The organism is Sporosarcina sp. resist (genome assembly GCF_014302295.1).
Classification (GTDB): domain Bacteria; phylum Bacillota; class Bacilli; order Bacillales_A; family Planococcaceae; genus Sporosarcina; species Sporosarcina psychrophila.
This window is the reverse complement of record NZ_CP060287.1, coordinates 2,984,191-3,002,554: the sequence shown is the minus strand read 5'-3', so window position 1 is coordinate 3,002,554 and position 18,364 is coordinate 2,984,191. Positions and strand designations below refer to the sequence as shown.

General features: G+C 41.0%; 16 protein-coding genes and 1 other RNA gene. 12 read left to right on the top strand and 5 right to left on the bottom strand.

All coding sequences use genetic code 11. The annotated features are described in order from the left end of the window. Positions 1–12 precede the first annotated feature (12 nt). The 5 genes from gpsB (at position 13) to H7992_RS14810 (ending at position 6,514) form a co-directional block, all read left to right on the top strand. The gene (gene gpsB, locus H7992_RS14830; protein ID WP_067210288.1) at positions 13–309 is read left to right on the top strand and encodes a cell division regulator GpsB; all 297 of its coding nucleotides are present in this window, start codon (positions 13–15) and stop codon (positions 307–309) included. 48 nt (positions 310–357) lie between these two features. Continuing rightward, an RNA gene (gene rnpB / locus H7992_RS14825) (RNase P RNA component class B) lies at positions 358–742 on the top strand. 170 nt (positions 743–912) lie between these two features. Further along, positions 913–2,040, top strand: coding sequence for a THUMP domain-containing class I SAM-dependent RNA methyltransferase (locus H7992_RS14820; protein ID WP_067210287.1), 1,128 nt, complete (start codon positions 913–915; stop codon positions 2,038–2,040). Positions 2,041–2,103: 63 nt separating this feature from the next. Next, positions 2,104–4,014 carry an ATP-dependent DNA helicase gene (locus H7992_RS14815; protein WP_067210284.1) on the top strand — a complete coding sequence of 637 codons (1,911 nt, stop codon included), beginning with the start codon at positions 2,104–2,106 and terminating at the stop codon, positions 4,012–4,014. Between the two features lie 1,000 nt (positions 4,015–5,014). Further along, complete coding sequence (locus H7992_RS14810; protein WP_304626827.1) at positions 5,015–6,514, top strand: carboxypeptidase M32; 1,500 nt, start codon at positions 5,015–5,017, stop codon at positions 6,512–6,514. A 61-nt stretch (positions 6,515–6,575) separates the two neighbouring features. On the opposite strand, the gene H7992_RS14805 is transcribed toward H7992_RS14810, so the two are convergent. Beyond that, a complete protein-coding gene (locus H7992_RS14805) occupies positions 6,576–7,031 on the bottom strand; it encodes a chemotaxis protein CheX (RefSeq protein ID WP_067210278.1) in 456 nt (151 codons plus the stop codon). A gap of 164 nt (positions 7,032–7,195) precedes the next feature. Between H7992_RS14805 and H7992_RS14800 the strand changes: the two genes are divergently transcribed. From H7992_RS14800 to H7992_RS14790, 3 genes are read left to right on the top strand one after another with little or no spacing between them, the layout of a single operon-like run. Further along, positions 7,196–10,786 carry a dynamin family protein gene (locus tag H7992_RS14800; RefSeq protein ID WP_187045109.1) on the top strand — a complete coding sequence of 1,197 codons (3,591 nt, stop codon included), beginning with the start codon at positions 7,196–7,198 and terminating at the stop codon, positions 10,784–10,786. After that, the gene (locus H7992_RS14795) at positions 10,787–11,608 is read left to right on the top strand and encodes a sulfurtransferase (protein ID WP_187045108.1); all 822 of its coding nucleotides are present in this window, start codon (positions 10,787–10,789) and stop codon (positions 11,606–11,608) included. A gap of 18 nt (positions 11,609–11,626) precedes the next feature. After that, positions 11,627–12,217, top strand: coding sequence for a metallophosphoesterase family protein (locus tag H7992_RS14790; protein ID WP_187045107.1), 591 nt, complete (start codon positions 11,627–11,629; stop codon positions 12,215–12,217). A 25-nt stretch (positions 12,218–12,242) separates the two neighbouring features. On the opposite strand, the gene H7992_RS14785 is transcribed toward H7992_RS14790, so the two are convergent. Continuing rightward, complete coding sequence (locus H7992_RS14785) at positions 12,243–12,632, bottom strand: ribonuclease HI family protein (RefSeq protein WP_067210269.1); 390 nt, start codon at positions 12,630–12,632, stop codon at positions 12,243–12,245. A gap of 90 nt (positions 12,633–12,722) precedes the next feature. Between H7992_RS14785 and H7992_RS14780 the strand changes: the two genes are divergently transcribed. After that, complete coding sequence (locus tag H7992_RS14780; RefSeq protein WP_067210267.1) at positions 12,723–12,911, top strand: zinc-finger domain-containing protein; 189 nt, start codon at positions 12,723–12,725, stop codon at positions 12,909–12,911. Positions 12,912–12,951: 40 nt separating this feature from the next. Here H7992_RS14780 and H7992_RS14775 read toward each other — a convergent pair whose 3' ends face one another. Beyond that, positions 12,952–13,161 (bottom strand): cold-shock protein, encoded by a 210-nt coding sequence (locus tag H7992_RS14775; protein WP_067210265.1) that lies wholly within the window; start codon positions 13,159–13,161, stop codon positions 12,952–12,954. Positions 13,162–13,306: 145 nt separating this feature from the next. Between H7992_RS14775 and H7992_RS14770 the strand changes: the two genes are divergently transcribed. Further along, positions 13,307–13,936 carry an HD domain-containing protein gene (locus H7992_RS14770; RefSeq protein ID WP_187045106.1) on the top strand — a complete coding sequence of 210 codons (630 nt, stop codon included), beginning with the start codon at positions 13,307–13,309 and terminating at the stop codon, positions 13,934–13,936. A gap of 216 nt (positions 13,937–14,152) precedes the next feature. Here the strand turns inward: H7992_RS14770 and H7992_RS14765 are convergent, their stop codons facing one another. Next, positions 14,153–14,722 carry a YkoF family thiamine/hydroxymethylpyrimidine-binding protein gene (locus H7992_RS14765; RefSeq protein WP_067210260.1) on the bottom strand — a complete coding sequence of 190 codons (570 nt, stop codon included), beginning with the start codon at positions 14,720–14,722 and terminating at the stop codon, positions 14,153–14,155. Between the two features lie 187 nt (positions 14,723–14,909). After that, positions 14,910–16,289 (bottom strand): glycine--tRNA ligase, encoded by a 1,380-nt coding sequence (locus tag H7992_RS14760; protein ID WP_187047908.1) that lies wholly within the window; start codon positions 16,287–16,289, stop codon positions 14,910–14,912. Between the two features lie 443 nt (positions 16,290–16,732). On the opposite strand from H7992_RS14760, the gene H7992_RS14755 reads away from it, so the two are divergent. Continuing rightward, a complete protein-coding gene (locus H7992_RS14755; protein WP_082786604.1) occupies positions 16,733–17,362 on the top strand; it encodes a transcriptional regulator CcpN in 630 nt (209 codons plus the stop codon). A 10-nt stretch (positions 17,363–17,372) separates the two neighbouring features. Continuing rightward, entirely contained in the window at positions 17,373–18,188 is an 816-nt protein-coding gene (locus tag H7992_RS14750) for a pyruvate, water dikinase regulatory protein (protein ID WP_067210252.1), read from the top strand. The last annotated feature ends 176 nt before the right edge of the window (positions 18,189–18,364 follow it).

The window sequence follows — 18,364 nt, the reverse complement described above, 5'->3', positions numbered from 1 at the left end:
GGGCGATTTTTCATGGACACTAAATTGGATACAAAAACGATTCTTGAGAAGGAATTCAAAACGGGCCTTCGCGGCTATAATCAGGAAGAAGTAGATCTCTTCCTTGATGATATTATTCATGACTATGAAGCTTTTAAAAAGACGATTACAGAATTGCGTACCGAAAATGAACGCATGCAAAGAGAACTTGAATCTGCACAAAAACGCCCTGCGGCTGGAAGTGCTGGAACAACGAACTTTGATATATTGAAGCGAATTTCAAATCTGGAAAAGCATGTTTTCGGAAGTAAACTCTTCGACCAAGAATAATATATTGTAAATGAAACATAAGTACGGTATACTAAAAATATCATAGTGGAATTTAGGTAATCGCTGCAACATCCTATGTTGTAGAGGAAAGTCCATGCTCACACGGATCTGAGATGACCGTAGTGTTCGTGCTCGGCGAAAGAATAAGCCGTGGCTTCGCGTATAACGCGTTGACGGCGGGAATAAATCCTAAGTCTTCGGATATGGATGAGGTTCCCTGAACAGTGCCACAGTGACGTAGCTGTCTCGGAAACGGGGCAGATGGAACGCGGTAAACCCCACGAGTGAGAAACCCAAACTATGGTAGGGGCACTCTTCCGAGGGAAATGAACTGTAGGAAGAGACAGGTGTATACCTGTAGATAGATGATTACCACCCTAAGTACGAGGCGTGAGCCGTTTGAGTACACGGGAACAAAACATGGCTTATCGAATTTCCTATGGTATTATTTTTAAATTGATTGCTCTCCAATAAGATGGGGAGCTTTTCTTTTGGAGAATTAAAGTGTGAAAAAAATATGGTTATATTGGCAATACTATAAAAAGTTAACCCTTGATGAATTCATGGAAATGATTGATGGTATAGAATTGGAGTTGGAAATGCATGACTGAATTTAAACTAGTGGCAACATCTGCAATGGGGCTTGAATCACTTGTGGCAGATGAAGTAAAAGCTCTTGGTTATAAAACGACTTCGGAAAATGGGAAGATTTATTTCCAGGGCGATGAATTGGCGATTGCAAAAACGAATCTATGGCTCCGAGTAGCGGACCGTGTTCGTATTGTTGCAGGTGAATTCGAAGCTACGACGTTCGATGATTTATTTGAACAGACAAAAGCGATTCCATGGGAACGTTTTTTGCCAGTTGACGCAGAGTTTCCAGTTGCGGGTAAATCAGTGAAATCTACTTTGTACAGCGTGCCTGATTGCCAGGCCATTGTAAAAAAAGCGATTGTTGAACGCTTGAAGATTGCTTATAAACGAATTGGTTTCTTTGATGAATCAGGTCCTTTATTCAAATTGGAAGTATCGATTTTAAAAGATAAAGTAACATTAACGATCGATTCAAGTGGAACGGGACTACATAAACGCGGATATCGACTTGCACAAGGGGATGCACCGTTGAAAGAGACACTTGCAGCAGCGCTTGTGAAAGTGTCACGTTGGAATCCAAATCGTCCTTTCGTTGACCCGTTTTGTGGTTCAGGTACAATCGCAATTGAAGCTGCGATGATCGGGCAAAACATTGCACCTGGATACAATCGTGAATTTTTAAGTGAAGAGTGGCCATGGATCAATAAAAATATTTGGGATCAAGTTCGTGAAGAAGCGGAAGACCTCGCAAAATACGACCAACCACTTGATATTTCAGGATTTGATTATGATCCCCGAATGATTAAAGTGGCACAAGAGAATGCGGCAGGAGCTGGATTCATGGATTTGATCAAGTTCCAAACATGTGACGTGCGGGACTTGACGTTAGAGGGCTTGAACGGAGTTATGGTGGGGAATCCGCCATACGGTGAACGTCTTGGTGAGGTAGAAGAGGCTGAAGAAATTACGCAGGAACTTGGCCGTATAATGAAAAACTATCCATCATGGTCTGTTTATATGTTGTCTTCATTGGAAAATTATGAAAAAATGTACGGACATAGAGCAACGAAGAAAAGGAAATTATTCAATGGTTTTATTCGTACTGATTTGTATCAGTTCTGGGGCCAACGTCAATAATTGATAGAATGCGGAAGAGGGAAACTCCTCTTCCTTTTGCATGTAATAAGGAAGGGGTAAACGATGAAGAGCAAGATGCCATTCCCGTTATCAAAAGATAAATCGTTCTATGAGTCACTGAACGACTGGATAGGGGATACGTTATACGATGAACTGACTGAAAAAGGATTTGAATGCCGTGATGAACAAATCTATATGGCGTTCCAAATTGAACAAGCACTGAAAGAAAAGAAAGTTCTTTTTGCGGAAGCGGGTGTAGGGACAGGTAAAACAATTGCTTATCTACTTCCTGCAATCGCTTATGCTCGCTATACTGGCAAACCGGCTCTCATTTCATGTGCGGATGAGACACTGATTGACCAGCTTGTAAAAGAAGACGGTGATATCCGGAAAATTAGTGAAGCGCTCGGTCTTGATATCGATGTTCGACTTGCTAAATCACGTGACCAATATTTATGCTTGAAACGATTGGAAGAGGCGGGTAATACGATTGACGAAGACTATGTTGATGTTGTGGCAGATGAACTACCTGAATTCGTTTACGGTTCCGGTTCATTGCAATCGATTTTTCCTTACGGAGAACGTTCGGATTATCCAAATTTAAGTGATGAAGAGTGGAAAACAGTGAACTTCCATCCCATCCAGCAATGTGCTGCGTGTGATGTTCGTAATCGATGTGGTCAGACAATTCACCGAAATCATTATCGCGAATCGGTCGAACTCGTTATTTGTTCTCACGATTTTTATATGGAGCATATTTGGACAAAAGAATCCCGTAAAAGACAGGGACAATTACCATTATTACCAGAACCGTCAATGATTGTCTTCGACGAAGGCCATCTTCTTGAGTATTCGGCTCAGCGTGCTTTGACGTATGAGGTACAAAATAGTACATTGCTAAATCTGCTTGAACGAATTATGGTCGATGGAATAAGAGAGTCGACACTTCAACTGATGGAGCGCCTAATTGATTCGCATGAAGCATTTTTTAAATTACTCGATGCGCTTGCGGATACAACGGAGAATGAACGGAAAGCGATTGAGAAAACACCTGAACTTCTGGCAATTGGAAAAGAGGTTGTGAAAATCTCGAATGCGCTTCTTGAAGAATTTGTTTTTGAAGGTGAACTCTATATCATTCCGGCATATGATTTGAGAATGGTCGAGGAATATCTGGATCAATACATTTACTCAATGGACCTCTTCACCTCTCAAAATGATGCAGTCGACTGGCTTGAAGGTCGCGAAGGCGAATCCACACTGGTTATCATGCCACGTCTAGTGACGGACATTTTAAGAGAGAAACTGTTTTCATCCAACACGCCAATCGTCTTTTCATCCGCTACATTATCAGTCGGTGAAACGTTTACTTATTTGGCAGATGGTCTTGGTATCCAAGATTACTTGTCATTCTCAGTGGAATCTCCATTTGATTATGATGAAGTGATGGAAGTATTTGCGACGGATGTAGAAGCCGGTGGCAAAGCGAAGCGAGCGCTTGAACTTTTAGAAGATGGAGAGCAAACACTGATTCTCTTCAAGTCAGAACGAGCGATGAACCATTTCAAAGAGCGCGTTCCTAGCGAGTGGCAAGACCGTATCGCTTTCGAAGGTGAACGAGAATTGTCTTCTATCGTGCGTGACTTCCAACAGAAGAAAGTACCTGTTTTATGCTCTTATCACTTATGGGAAGGGCTCGACATTCCCCAAGATGCATTGACACGCGTCATTATTTACGATTTGCCATTACCACCATCGGACCCGTTGTTCGACGCGAGACGTCAGCACGCTAAGGATCCTTTCCGTGAAGTAGACTTACCATTCATGCTACTAAGGCTACGCCAAGGTGCAGGACGACTCATACGGACGTCAGCCGATTCTGGAACAGTACATCTTTTACTAGAAGGTAAAGAACAGGAAATGAAAGCTGAAATTGAAAGTATTTTCCCTGTTAAAATGAAAATGACAGTTTAATTATAATTTGTAAGGCCCTCCTAGTAATATTGGGAGGCCTTTTTGTATTTCTGAGGGAAACGCTATTATTTAGGACTGTCCAGCTCGTGCTGTTTATACAAGAAATGTATAAATGTTGTGAAGGACAATAAATAAAAAACACTTATTAAGGGTCTGAATAGGTCCTATAAAAAAGATTCAGTCATGCACATATAATTTGGGGTTCTACATTAACTCACATGTGTTGATTAACCAAAAACAACCCGTAAATAACTTAATCAAACAGCAGGCGCTTCATGTACATTATATTTGGATCGCTTTGGATTGAACGGGCTCTATACGATTATCGAGATTTCTTGATGTTTAGGGATGTGACTTCATCGCATCCCTAAACATCTTTTTCGATAATCGTATGGTGCTTATTCATCCGTCGCTCTCCAAATGTATACGTACGCAAAGTGCTTAAACCGGAACGAAAGAATAGCGGAACTTTTTATTTGGATAATAGCCGCCAAAGATACAATTTTGGCGGCTGAAGTCTTCTCCATAGTCTTGTCTTTTTTAGTTAAGGAAGAGTCACTTTCTTATAGTACATCGCATGATAATACGCGTAATCTTTACTAAAAGTAAGCAAGGAACACCTAGTACAAAGTACTAGAGTGCCCGAAATTGTATCTTCGTGCACTTACAACCTTTATAAAGAGTCATCTACTCTTTTTTTCAAAAGTAGCTGTATTTTTCACTTAAACGTTGTAGCCGCACTCGCCCCTCGGTAAAGTTGTCATGACTATTTCGCTGAAAGCGGACCGGAAATGATCAAGTTAAAATGGCGTTTTTCAAGCCTTTCTTACCTGCTTTTTATGCAAGAAAATGGTTAATCAGCAGACGTGACATTAGCTAATTGTTTTATTTCAGCATAGTTTAATTACTGAAATAAAACTGATCTCCTACTAGGAGACTATATGAGTTGCCCGAATTATGTTAAAATAAAGACCAGTATAGTAAGTAAGGGGGAATGGATATGTCTACAGAAGAGAATTTCGTAGCTTTGCTAAAGAAAATGAGTGCATACTCAGAAGCCGTTTCAATCATGTATTGGGATATGCGTACGGGCGCACCGAAAAAAGGCATTCCGGCAAGATCGGAAGCGGTCGGTACATTATCGACAGAACTATTTAAATTGAGTGTCTCAGAGGAAATGGGTGGCTATCTCGAGGAACTAGGCAATAGGAAAGACACACTTAACCCGATTTTGTTGAAAACAGTTGAAGAAGTAAAAAAAGAATATGACTTAAGCAAAAAAATTCCGGCGGAGGAGTACCGTGAATTTGTCGTTCTGACTTCTCAATCGGAATCAGCATGGGAAGAAGCGAAAGAGAAAGCTGATTTTGACATGTTCCTTCCATATCTTGAGAAAATCGTGGCAACGACTAAAAAGTTCATTGGCTATTGGGGAGAAAAAGATGGCAATCCGTACAATACATTGCTCGATCAATATGAACCGGGGATGACAACAGACATCATCGATGAAGTTTTCGGCCAATTGAAAGAGACAATCGTGCCACTTGTGAAGAAAATTTCAGAATCAGGTAACCAACCCGATACGTCATTTTTATTCAAAAAATTTCCGAAAGAAAATCAGAAAGCATTCAGTCATGAGATATTGAAGCAACTTGGTTATGACTTCGATGCAGGTCGATTGGATGAAACCGTTCATCCATTTGCCACAGGCATCAATATAGGGGATGTCCGAATTACGACGAAGTACGATGAAAATGATTTCCGTTCCGCCGTTTTTGGAACAATTCATGAATGTGGACATGCACTTTACGAACAAAATATTGATTTAGAACTTGAAGGATTACCAGTTGCAGATGGTACTTCGATGGGGATTCATGAATCGCAGTCATTATTCTATGAACAGTTTGTCGGACATAATGAAAACTTTTGGACGTATAATTTTGATTTATTAAAGAGCCAATCACCTGAACAGTTTGAAGGCGTAGCGCTCGAAGATTTCCTTTGTGCAATCAATGTGTCAAAACCATCGCTTATTCGGATTGAAGCAGATGAACTGACGTACCCACTTCACATTATGATTCGTTATGAAATTGAAAAAGGGATTTTTAACGGCGATTATGAAGTGGTAGACCTTCCTGAAATTTGGAATGATAAATATGAGGAATACCTGGGTATCCGTCCAAAAAATAACGGTGAAGGTATTTTACAAGACGTTCACTGGGCTGGCGGATCCTTCGGTTATTTCCCGTCATATGCACTTGGCTATATGTACGCAGCTCAATTGAAAGTGGCAATGTTAAAAGACCTACCTAATTTTGATGAACTTTGTGGAAATGGTGATTTTGGCCCGATTCTTGACTGGTTAACTGAACATGTTCACAAATACGGCAAGATGAAACTGCCACTTGAAATTATTAAAGATACGACAGGTGAAGGATTGAACGCCAAATATTTAGCCGATTACTTATCTGAAAAATACACGAAGTTATATAACTTATAAAAAGTAAAAACAGTCCCGTGAACCCGAAATAATCCAGGGAGGGGACTGTTTTTAGTGAACTTTAATTTTCATCAATTGTTAATAGGACAGTCAACATTCCGCCGCCGTCGATCTTGACTGGCAATTTAAATGCCTGTTTGAAGCCATAAAATTTCGTTGTTCCCGTCATCACGGTAGGGGGGGAAATATCAAGGATGAGGCCGTCTTTTTCGAGTATTGTACATAAGTTTCCAGCAACCATATTGCCAAGCTCGCCTGTGAATGATTCAATCATTTCACCTTCGATTGACATGCCAAACATTGCTTGTCCAATCGTATTAATGGCGTCTAAAGATGCATCAATGATAAGCCTTCCTTTTATGCCTCCGACAAGTCCAATTAAGACGCTTATCTCTTTTTGTTCATACGGTTGAACTGTAATCGACGGAGCAAGGACATCCAATTTGACCGGAATAACAGTTGATAGTGAAGAGATTGTCCCATTTAAAATCATTTGTACATTCTTCGAAGTGCTCATTTTAGCTTCCGCCTTTCAAAAATATAACGATAGGTCGATTATATCATGACGAAAGGTAGAATAAACAAAAAACGACAAAATATGCACAGAAAAATTTGTTGATAATTCGAACGCCGATAAATGGTATGATAAAAAGAGCAATTGACGAAGGGATCGAAAGATAAATGCCAGAATTAGATAACTTATTACAACAAGCCGCGACATACGGCCTAGTTTTTCAAAAAAATGATGATGAAGACCGCTTTAAGAAAACGGCGTTATTCGCCAAAAAACTCATAGATAAAGAATATACGATTGGATTTTCCGGTCATTTTTCCGCCGGTAAATCGTCGATGATCAATGCGTTGACTGGCCAAGACTTACTGCCGTCAAGCCCGATTCCGACAAGTGCTAACATTGTGAAAGTGCGGAAAACTGAAACGGATTTTGCTATTATCCATCATACGGACGGTACCGCAGTGAAATACGGCGGGCACGGATTTCCGGCTGCCGTTAAGTCGTTTAGTAAGGATGGTGCGGCCGTTTCACTCGTTGAAATTGGTCATACGGAATCGAATTTACCAGAAGGAATTACCGTTATGGATACACCCGGTGTGGACTCAACGGATGATGCACATCGTCTTTCGACAGAATCCGCACTGCATCTCGCGGATCTCGTCTTCTACACGATGGATTACAATCATGTGCAATCGGAATTGAATTTCCGTTTCACGAAAGAATTGATGCGTTACAACGATAACGTTTATTTGATTGTCAACCAAATTGATAAACACCGTGACAGTGAGTTACCATTTGTGGAGTTCAAAAAATCGGTTGAGGATTCATTTAAAATGTGGGGTGTCGTACCGAAAGGGATTTTTTATACCTCATTGAAAGATTTAACGCACCCGCATAATGATTTTAGTGCCGTGAAAGCGATTGTTGATGGGTCGATGGAAAACTGGCAAGAACGATTCGTCGACAATGCTGAGATGACGTTAGTAAAACTGAAGGATGAGCATAGCCAATTCTTGTCTGATGAAATAGTGGAACGAAAAAACACATTCTCCGAGATTGTTTTAGAAGATGAATGGACAAAGCAAGTTGAGCTTCAAGAAGAGGCTTTAGAATCTAAAAAAATGCTGAAGCTTCTCTCGGGGGATGCATTTTCTTTAACATTTGAAAAAGAACGAAATGACCTATTGCAAGGGGCGGCAATTACACCATATGAAACACGTGAACTGCTGAAAAACTATTTGGAATCGCTGTCGTCTAGATTTAAAGTTGGTATTTTGTTCGGTGCGAAAAAGACGGCGGAAGAAAAGGCACGAAGGAAAGATGCACTTGCTGACAATATGGGCAAACTTGTTCATGCCCAAATTGAAGTCCATCTAAAGACGCTTATGAAAAAATCGTTGAAAGAAGCGGGGATTTTAACGGATGAGCAATCACTAGTGATTGACGAAATCAACTTAACGATCCCATTTTCTGATATAGAAAAAGAGTTTAATGTATCTGATACCATAACTGGCGACACCGTCCTCAACTATTCTGAACGCATGAGAACAACGATTCAAGCCACATTTAGACGAATGACCGAGGATTGGAAACACGCAATGTCCGAAATTGCATTAGTAGCGGGGAATGACAACGCTGGTATTCTTGAACAAAAAGTGTACCGATTGGATGAGAAGTTACATGCAATCCAACAGGTAAGTGAAGTGGAAGCTCAATTGGCAAATCTCGAACATGAAATTATAGGCTCGACTGCGGAAGTCAATGCACTTCTTCAACAGTGGAAAGTACAGAAAACGCTACAATTAGTCGAATACAACGAAGCGGAAGAAGTACTTATCCTAGAGAATACCTCTGACCACACGGCAGAAGTCGAGAAAGTTCAGCGAGAAGTAGCTACTTTGGATTCAGATTCAGTGGTTAAGCACGCTATTCGTATCGCGAATTCGGTTGAAGCGATTCCAGGTTTTATGGAAACAGCAGACTACCTTCGAAAAAAAGCTGACCGACTAGATGGGCAAGAATTCACTGTTGCACTATTCGGTGCGTTTAGTGCAGGGAAATCATCTTTTTCCAATGCATTAATTGGTGAAAATGTCTTACCGGTTTCTCCAAATCCAACTACTGCAGCCATCAATCGAATACGTCCGATTTCAGTGGGAAAAGAAGATAAAACGGCCGATATTTTATTGAAAACAACAGGCCGGATGACAGAAGATGTTTTCCGCTCTTTTGAAGCACTTGGTGTTGGCGCAACATCGTTGACTGATGCTTTTCAAAAAGCAGATGATGCACTAAATACAGAATTGACGGATGAGAGTCTCCATATCCATAAAGCATTTATTGCCGCATTCAAGAGAGGGTATCCTCTTTATCATGAAGCACTTGGCACAATTATTAAGGTCGGGCAGGAAGAATTCGTTAAATTTGTTGCTGAAGAAGACCGAAGCTGTTTCGTCGAATCAATTGACTTCTACTATGATTGTGAATTGACTAGGAAAGGAATCACCCTCGTTGACACACCAGGGGCCGACTCCATTAATGCGCGTCATACCGATGTTGCATTTGAATATATCCGAAATGCGGATGCGATTCTTTTCATCACGTATTATAATCATGCATTTGCGAGGGCAGACAGGGAGTTCCTAGTCCAGCTTGGTCGAGTGAAGGATGCTTTCGAGCTTGATAAGATGTTTTTTGTTGTCAATGCAATTGACCTTGCATCTGACGCGGAAGAGGCGGAAGCAGTTAAAACGTTCGTAGGGGATGAACTACGGAAGTTTGGTATCCGTAATCCTAGAGTTCATGGCATTTCAAGTTTGCAGGCACTCGAGGCGAAAGTGGATAATCGGATGGATCCATTTATGGCGCCTTTTGAAGAAGAATTCCATCATTTCCTTGAACACGATCTAAAAGGACTTGCTGTTCAGGCACTCGAAGAAGAGGCGTTAAAAACGATTGAACGACTCTCGTCACTTATTAGCCGGACAGAAACGAATCGAACTCGTAAGGCAGAAAGATTGGACGAATTGAACAAACTTGAAGGAGAAGTGCGTCAACATTTCGCACATAAGTTTACACAAGTGCTAACAAAAGCGACTCATGATGAACTAAGCGAACTTGTCTATTACATTTTACAACGTGTATTTTTACGTTTTGGTGATTTCTTCAAAGAGGCATACAGTCCATCTGTTTTCGTTAACAATTCAGCAGACCGGGCATTGAATGGTGCACTCGCTGAAACCGTGCAGATGATTGGATTTGATTTGACACAAGAGCTTAAGGTGACAAATTTACGGATGCTAAACTTCATGAAAAAGCAGTTGACAAATCGGCAGCGTTTAGAAATTTCGGGGTTATATGAAAAAGATAACTCCATAGCACCTTCACCGTATGAACCACAAGATGCTGATATGTTGTCTTTCGGAGCTCCATACACTGATTCTAATAAATATAGAAGTGTCAACCGATTGTTCAAAAATCAGAAAGCATTCTTCGAAAAGGGAGAGCGCGATATCTTGAAAGCACGACTGGAAGAATTATTGAAGACAGATGCATCAATCTATCTTGGGCTTGAAAAAGAACTGCTTGAAAAGTGGGCAGACCGTTGGATTGACAGTGAAGCGGAAGGGCTTAGACAGCACTTGTTGAAAGAGAGTTTGAATCAGATTGCCTCTGAGCGAACACTTCTTCAAGGAACGGAACAACTAAGCGAATGGCGTACAGTATATGAGAAACTACAAACTGAGGAGTGGGTTTGATTGGCTACCGTTTTTGTTTCGATAAAAGATATTGATCATGCTAAATTCAAATGGGTAGATACACGTTTTTCATTGCAAGATGCGGATGAAGGCAAGCAGAAATACACAAAAAGCCATGTAACAGGGGCAGTTTACTGGGATCTCGAACATGATTTGTCCGACATGACGAAATCGGAAGGAAGACATCCGATGCCAGAGAAGGCGACTTTGACCGAGCTCTTCAGAACGAGTGGACTTTCAATTGACGACCAAATCATCGTTTATGATGACGGTGGAAGCCCTTTTGCAACTCGTGCTTGGTGGCTATTGCAATATGCTGGATTTAACAATTCATATATCGCACTTGAAGGATTCCAGGCAATGAAAGAAGCGGGTTTACCTTTAGATAATCGTCCACCGGAGCCACTGAGGACTTCAGTTACTCCTCAGTGGGATGAAACAATCTATGCCCCTAGAGAGCACGTTGAAGAAACAGTGGCTGGAAAAACAGCGAGTGTCCTGCTAGATGCCCGCTCAGCAGAGAGATACCGGGGGGAGAAGGAACCAATAGACCCGATCGCTGGACGGATTCCAGGAGCGCTAAACTTTGACTGGGAGCAATTAAAAAAAGGAGGCGCCTTCAATTTGGATGGTGCTGTAAGAGAGCAATTGCATACTGTGGTGGAACCGGCAGAAGAAGTAACGGTTTATTGTGGTAGCGGTGTAACAGCAGCCCCATTATATGCTTTACTCAAACACAATGGCTATGAGAAGGCCCGTCTGTATGTCGGAAGCTATAGCGACTGGATATCACAACAAGGTGTCAAAGTCGAAAAAGATTGACTTTCAGGAGGCTTATAAATGCATTATGCACTTCTTGGTGACATACATTCCTCTAAAGAGGATTTAGAAAAAGTACTCATGGATATTTCGGAGAAGTATCCGGAAGCAGTCCGTGTCGGGACGGGCGATCTGTTTGAATGCATAATTAGTAAAAAGAATATTACTGATCAGAAGTTTACGAAACTTAAAGACGTTATGATCATTCCAGAAGGGTTTACCGAGCTATTAACATTCTTGTCGGTTAGCGGCAATCAGGAAGACCGAATAATGATGATTACAGAAACAGACGATCCGCTTCGAGAAAAACTGGGCACTATGCCGGAAATGCTGGACATTGCGACGGCTAAAATAATCCATGGTCATCAGTGGAAATGGGGCGGTGAACCGTGGGCGCTTATTCAAGCGGACGTGGATGAATCTCCCGTGTTTTATGGGCATAGTCATACGTCCAAATTATCCCGAAATGGTGTGAATGAAGCAATTGAATTTGGAATTCCATATGATGTAAGTGGTGACAAGGTCCTCGTGAATGTAGGGGCAGTCGTCATTGATCGAGAATGGGCGCTGTATAATGTATCGGAGAATACGGTTACTTTTATGAAAGCCTAACAAAAAAGACTGAACAGATAACTGTTCAGTCTTTTTTGTGAATTGCTTCTCGTGCAAGTGCGTCTGCAGCACGGTTATCTACATCGGGAATCCATTTGATGAAAAAAAAGTCAAACGTGTCTGCAAACTCAAGTATTTTTTTCAAGTATTCTTTATATGCTTCATTTTTCACGAATTTCTTTTCCACGGCCATGACAACGATTTGGGAATCAGAACGAGCTGATACCATGCCAGTCGTCAGTTTGGATGTTTCTTCCAAGCCGCGTAACAGTGCTTGGAATTCGGCAGAATGATTATCCGTAGGTTCGATTTTTTCGGATAACTTTATTGCATGGCCCTCACCTTTTATGAAAATTCCAATACCACTTTTCCCGGGATTTCCTGCACTTGCGCCGTCTACGTACAACTCAATCATTTGATTTAGCACCTCGATTTAATTGGATTGTTGCACCAGTGTTCAAATAGTATTAGAATATATGAATCGTGTCTTTTGGGGGTAGTCATTATGAATAAAACAATCATTATGAATGAAATAGATGGAATTCTAGATGCCTATTGCGATGGCTGCTTCCTGAAAACACAGCTGTCAAAAGACAAAGGGAAGTCGGGATCACATAAGTTTTGTATTACCGTGTGTACGATCGGAGAGCAGCTTCGGTTTCTAGGCCAGGAAATGAATAAAAACACAAAATAATATCCCGCTGGAAATTGCATCAGCGGGATTTTGTGTTCGATCATTCATCTCCAAGTTTTAAGACATTCGCTGCCTGAGGACCGCGATTCCCTTCGATGATTTCGAAGGATACGGATTGTCCTTCATCAAGCGTTTTAAAGCCTTCAGATAGAATACCGGTAAAGTGGACAAACACATCTTCCCCGTCATCCGCTTCGATGAAACCATAGCCTTTATCATTACTGAACCATTTGACTTTTCCCTGGTACATGTATATTCCTCCTCGGCGATTCGATGTCCCATCCATTAGATACATGGATGCATCAACTATACATGAATCGACATTGTGCGTCAACGATATGCCTAAATATTCAGACGCATTTTCACATAAAAAATCTTTTTATAGGAGTGATTATATGATAAAAACGATTGAAAAATGCATGCAGATAGTCATTGGAATTTACAATAAGTTCGATGCAAGTCATGATTTCGCTCATATCCAACGCGTAATGAAAAATGCGGAAGAAATCTTGGTTCGGGAGCCTTCAGCGAATGTGGAAGTTGTCCGTCTTGCTGTTTTGTTGCATGATATCGAAGATGCTAAATATAAATCAGATGACAACCCATCCATCCTAGACATTTTACAGGAAATTGGTCTCGAAGATGAATTAACTAAGAAAGTAGTAGCGTGTATTGAAAGCGTGTCATTCAGTGGTGGTAATGCGAAGGACATCACGTCCATCGATGGAGCCATTGTGCGCGATGCAGACCGGCTTGATGCAATCGGTGCTATTGGGATTGCACGCACATTTGCGTTCGGCGGTGCAAGGGGAAGGAAGCTATACGATACAGACGAGATGGTTCGTGTTAATATGTCTGAAACAGAATACCGTAGCAAGGAAACGGCATCAGTTACACATTTCTATGAAAAGTTGTTGCTGTTAAAAGAGTTGATGGTGACAGAAGAAGGGAAGCGGCTCGCGGAGCAACGACATGACTATATGGAAGGTTTTTTGAAACAATTAGATCGTGAAATCGGTTCTTAATGATAATGAAAATGTAACCCCTTGTTCAATAAAAGACAAGGGGTTTTTGAATGATGTCAGTTGGCATGTTTTAGTAATTCTTTCTCAATGATTGCCTGGAGTTGATCAGTGCCGATTGCACCGCTAGAGAACGCTTTGCTTTTAATCCAAAATACGGTCCTCATCATTGTGCATCAGTCAATCGAAATTCGATGTATGGCCGATTGTCACCTAAAATTAAACGTTCTTATGCGAGGGACTATTCACACTCATATTCACGGTCATGATTACATGTGACTGAACACTTGAAAAACTATCCTCTAAGAATAAAAATACTGGGTGAACATCGCCGTGTAAACCACTACCATTTTTTGAAGTCGCATTGTACAAATCACTGTTTTTCAACCGGCTAATTTCGGAGCCTATACTATCCATATAATCAGGTTGACCCAAAGGATATAAATTGAACTTAGCGGAAACATATTGTTGAAATGGAGCGTATGATTCTTGATTAATACGGAATTTTTGTTCGGAAGGTTCATGGAATTCATGAACTACCGAAGGACATCCCGAGGAAAACGTACCATTGAATGCTATATGAGTTCCACTTTTTGAGGCGTGAATTATCATCGCTTTCACAGCGTCAAAGACAGCTTCCTGCTCGCCAATCATAGTTGAAGCTACGTCGTCTGTAGACATTGTCACATTTGAAGTGTTGACTCCTTGGAGTGCACCTTTTATGATTTCGATAAAGTTGTTAGTCATTGGATGGATGGAAAATTGGAGAGTGATCAAATTTTTTTTCATTTCAACGTCCCCCTTATTGGTCAAATTGACATTTGTACCTGTTATTTTTTATTGTATCAAAGTGGTAAAATAGATATAATTATTCCCTTAGAAATACGAATTTGAATAAAATAAAACCACTTGACACCAAATTCATTGGTGGCAGGTGGTTTAGTCTTTCATCTGAATTTTTTCACGTTAGGATAGATTAAAATTCAAGCTGTTTTGCAATATAATCTTTCACTTCTGAAATAGGCATACGTGTTTGTTCCATTGAATCGCGGTGACGAACTGTCACTTGACGATCTTCTTCGGAATCAAAATCATACGTAATACAAAATGGTGTTCCAATTTCATCTTGACGACGGTAGCGTCTACCGATTGATTGTGCATCATCGTATTGAACGTTGAAATGTTTACGCAGTTCCGCATAGACTTCATCTGCGCCTTCCGCGAGTTTTTTCGATAATGGCAGAATCGCAGCTTTTACCGGTGCAAGCGCTGGGTGGAAACGAAGAACAGTACGTTTGTCGTCGCCTTCTAGCTCTTCTTCATCAAATGCATCGCATAGGAACGCAAGTGTCACACGGTCCGCACCAAGTGAAGGTTCGATACAATAAGGTACAAATTTCTCGTTTGTGATAGGGTCTAGGTAGTTGAAATCCTCACCGGAATGTTCCATATGACGTTTCAAATCGAAATCAGTACGGTTCGCAATGCCCCATAGTTCACCCCAACCAAACGGGAATTTGTACTCGATGTCAACAGTTCCTTTTGAGTAATGCGAAAGTTCGTCTTCATCGTGTTCACGTAAGCGCATATTGCCTTCTGTCAAACCAAGGTTCAATAACCATTGTTTTGAGAATTCACGCCAGAAAGCATACCATTCCATATCTTCGCCAGGCTTACAGAAGAATTCAAGTTCCATCTGTTCGAACTCACGCGTACGGAATGTGAAGTTTCCAGGTGTAATTTCATTCCGGAAGCTTTTTCCGATTTGTCCAATACCAAATGGCATTTTCTTTCTCATCGAACGCTGTACGTTTTTGAAGTTTACGAAGATACCTTGTGCAGTTTCAGGGCGAAGGAAAATTTCATTCGCTGATGAATCTGTAACACCTTGTGATGTTTTAAACATTAAGTTGAACTGACGAATATCTGTATAGTCCATAGCGCTACAAGTAGGGCAGACAACGTTATGTTCGTTGATAAGTTCTGCCATTTTATCGAAAGATAGACCATCGACAACCATTTCGATACCTTTTGCATCAAGTGCATCTTCAATTAGTTTGTCAGCACGATGACGTGTGTTACATTTTTTACAGTCAATCATCGGATCGTTGAAGTTTCCGATATGACCTGAAGCTTCCCATACTTTCGGGTTCATGAGGATAGCCGCGTCAAGACCGACGTTATACGGCGATTCTTGAATGAATTTCTGCCACCAAGCTTTTTTGATATTATTTTTTAATTCAATCCCAAGTGGGCCATAATCCCACGTATTTGCAAGACCTCCGTAAATATCAGAGCCTGGGAAAACAAAACCTCTTTGCTTTGCTAAGTTAACGACTTGTTCCATTGACATAATAAATCCCTCCAATTATTAATCAAATACGCCTTGGCGGATTTGCGTCCAGATTTTGAATTGAGCTTGCTCAAATAATTCCCCTCAAAATCTGTGACATCCGCCGGAGGCTTTAATTTTGTTCAGCGGGGGCTTATGCTGAAACAAATTAAAAAGCACCCATCCCTGGACATATGTCCAGGGACGAGTGCATGATTACCCGCGGTTCCACCCTAATTGGCTGACGAACAGCCCTCTTTAATAGTGCATTAGCTCCAGGTTGCCGTTTCATGTCGGTACGGGCTTTCACTATCCCCGCTCGCTTCAATTTGACATTACTTATAGACCTATCTTCGCCTATTCAATTCTAACTTAGTTTAGCATGGTTCCGATTTCTTCGCAATAGCTCGCGTCTTCGTATATAATAATCAAGGATAAACAATTGAACGCTTAGGGCGGTGACATATATGGAACTGAATAAGCGTCAGACGGAAATCTTTGAAATCGTTAAAGCAGATGGCCCAATTACTGGCGAACAGATCGCGGAGCGGCTTAAGCTAGCGAGGGCTACAATCCGTCCTGACTTAGCTATTTTAACAATGGCTGGCTTTTTGGATGCAAGACCTCGAGTAGGCTATTTTTATTCGGGAAAAAGACCTGCCCAATCAGTTGCTGACAGTATGACCGGCATGAGGGTGCGTGATTTTCAGTCAATTCCGGTCGTTGTGGAAGAAAATATTTCGGTTTATGATGCAATTTGTCAAATGTTCCTAGAAGATGTTGGGACATTATTCGTCGTCGATCAATCTTCATTTCTTACCGGAGTTCTTTCGAGGAAAGACTTACTAAGAACGAGTCTTGGGAACAATGAATTGGAGAAAATTCCGGTCCATGTCATTATGACGAGAATGCCAAATATTACGTATTGTGATAAGCAGGATACGCTCCTTCATGCGGCGAAGAAAATGATAGACCAGCAAATTGATTCGCTACCTGTTGTCGTTGACAATGGGGAAGGGCTTGAAGTTGTTGGTAGGGTAACCAAAACCAATATTACTGCAGCCTTCCTATCACTTGCGGATGATCACGAATTATGAGGGGGATACTATGAAGAAGCTAATTTTGTTCATCGTTTCTGACTCAGTCGGTGAAACGGCCGACCTTGTTGCAAAAGCAGCGGCAAGTCAATTCAGACAAGGGCTAGAAACCGTATTAATTAAAAGGTTTTCACATGTAGAGGATGAATCGCAACTTGATGAAATCGTCTATTTAGCGAAACAGCAAAATGCAATCATTATCTATACGCTTGTGAAAAGTGCAATGTGTCAAAAACTAAAGCAAGAATGTCGAATTAAAGAAATTCAGTGCATCGATCTCCTTGGGCCAATTATCGAACGGATAGGTATGGAACTTGGTGAAAAGCCATTAGAAGAACCTGGACTTGTGCGGCAACTTGATGAAGATTATTTCAAAAAAATTGAAGCAATTGAATTCGCCGTTAAATATGACGATGGTAGGGATCCGCGAGGTATTTTGAGAGCAGATATTGTTCTAGTAGGTGTTTCAAGAACGTCGAAAACACCCTTATCGCAGTACCTTGCACATAAACGTTTTAAAGTGGCGAATGTTCCACTAGTACCTGAAGTCGAGCCGCCGGAAGAACTATTTATGATTGACCCAGCTAAATGTTACGGACTTGTTATCTCTGCGGAAAAACTAAACTTCATCCGCAGAGAACGTCTCATCGCACTTGGTTTAAAAGATGATGCGAATTATGCGCGAGTTGAGCGGATTGAAGCTGAAATTACGCATTTTAATAATGTCGTCTCGAAAATCGGTTGCAATGTTATCGATGTAACAAACCGGGCTGTAGAGGAAACTGCAAATGTTATACTAAGTGAGCTTACGAATCGTCATTCGTAAGCAAGAAGTGGGAGTTACTGTTAATCCTGAGGTGGAAGGGTATTCATAATCAGGACACAGTGATGTAGAAGGACCGACCGCTAATACGGGTTGGTTCTTCTTTTGCGGATGAAGAATTTTTTTTTGAAATATGAGGTTCATATAGAGATAAAGCTTTACTATTAGTGTAGTATGAA

Coding starts and splice junctions, on each gene's coding strand:
- gpsB (WP_067210288.1), top strand. CDS start 13: ATGGACACTAAATTGGATACAAAAACGATTCTTGAGAAGGAATTCAAA.
- H7992_RS14820 (WP_067210287.1), top strand. CDS start 913: ATGACTGAATTTAAACTAGTGGCAACATCTGCAATGGGGCTTGAATCA.
- H7992_RS14815 (WP_067210284.1), top strand. CDS start 2,104: ATGAAGAGCAAGATGCCATTCCCGTTATCAAAAGATAAATCGTTCTAT.
- H7992_RS14810 (WP_304626827.1), top strand. CDS start 5,015: ATGTCTACAGAAGAGAATTTCGTAGCTTTGCTAAAGAAAATGAGTGCA.
- H7992_RS14805 (WP_067210278.1), bottom strand. CDS start 7,031: ATGAGCACTTCGAAGAATGTACAAATGATTTTAAATGGGACAATCTCT.
- H7992_RS14800 (WP_187045109.1), top strand. CDS start 7,196: ATGCCAGAATTAGATAACTTATTACAACAAGCCGCGACATACGGCCTA.
- H7992_RS14790 (WP_187045107.1), top strand. CDS start 11,627: ATGCATTATGCACTTCTTGGTGACATACATTCCTCTAAAGAGGATTTA.
- H7992_RS14785 (WP_067210269.1), bottom strand. CDS start 12,632: ATGATTGAGTTGTACGTAGACGGCGCAAGTGCAGGAAATCCCGGGAAA.
- H7992_RS14780 (WP_067210267.1), top strand. CDS start 12,723: ATGAATAAAACAATCATTATGAATGAAATAGATGGAATTCTAGATGCC.
- H7992_RS14775 (WP_067210265.1), bottom strand. CDS start 13,161: ATGTACCAGGGAAAAGTCAAATGGTTCAGTAATGATAAAGGCTATGGT.
- H7992_RS14770 (WP_187045106.1), top strand. CDS start 13,307: ATGATAAAAACGATTGAAAAATGCATGCAGATAGTCATTGGAATTTAC.
- H7992_RS14765 (WP_067210260.1), bottom strand. CDS start 14,722: ATGAAAAAAAATTTGATCACTCTCCAATTTTCCATCCATCCAATGACT.
- H7992_RS14755 (WP_082786604.1), top strand. CDS start 16,733: ATGGAACTGAATAAGCGTCAGACGGAAATCTTTGAAATCGTTAAAGCA.
- H7992_RS14750 (WP_067210252.1), top strand. CDS start 17,373: ATGAAGAAGCTAATTTTGTTCATCGTTTCTGACTCAGTCGGTGAAACG.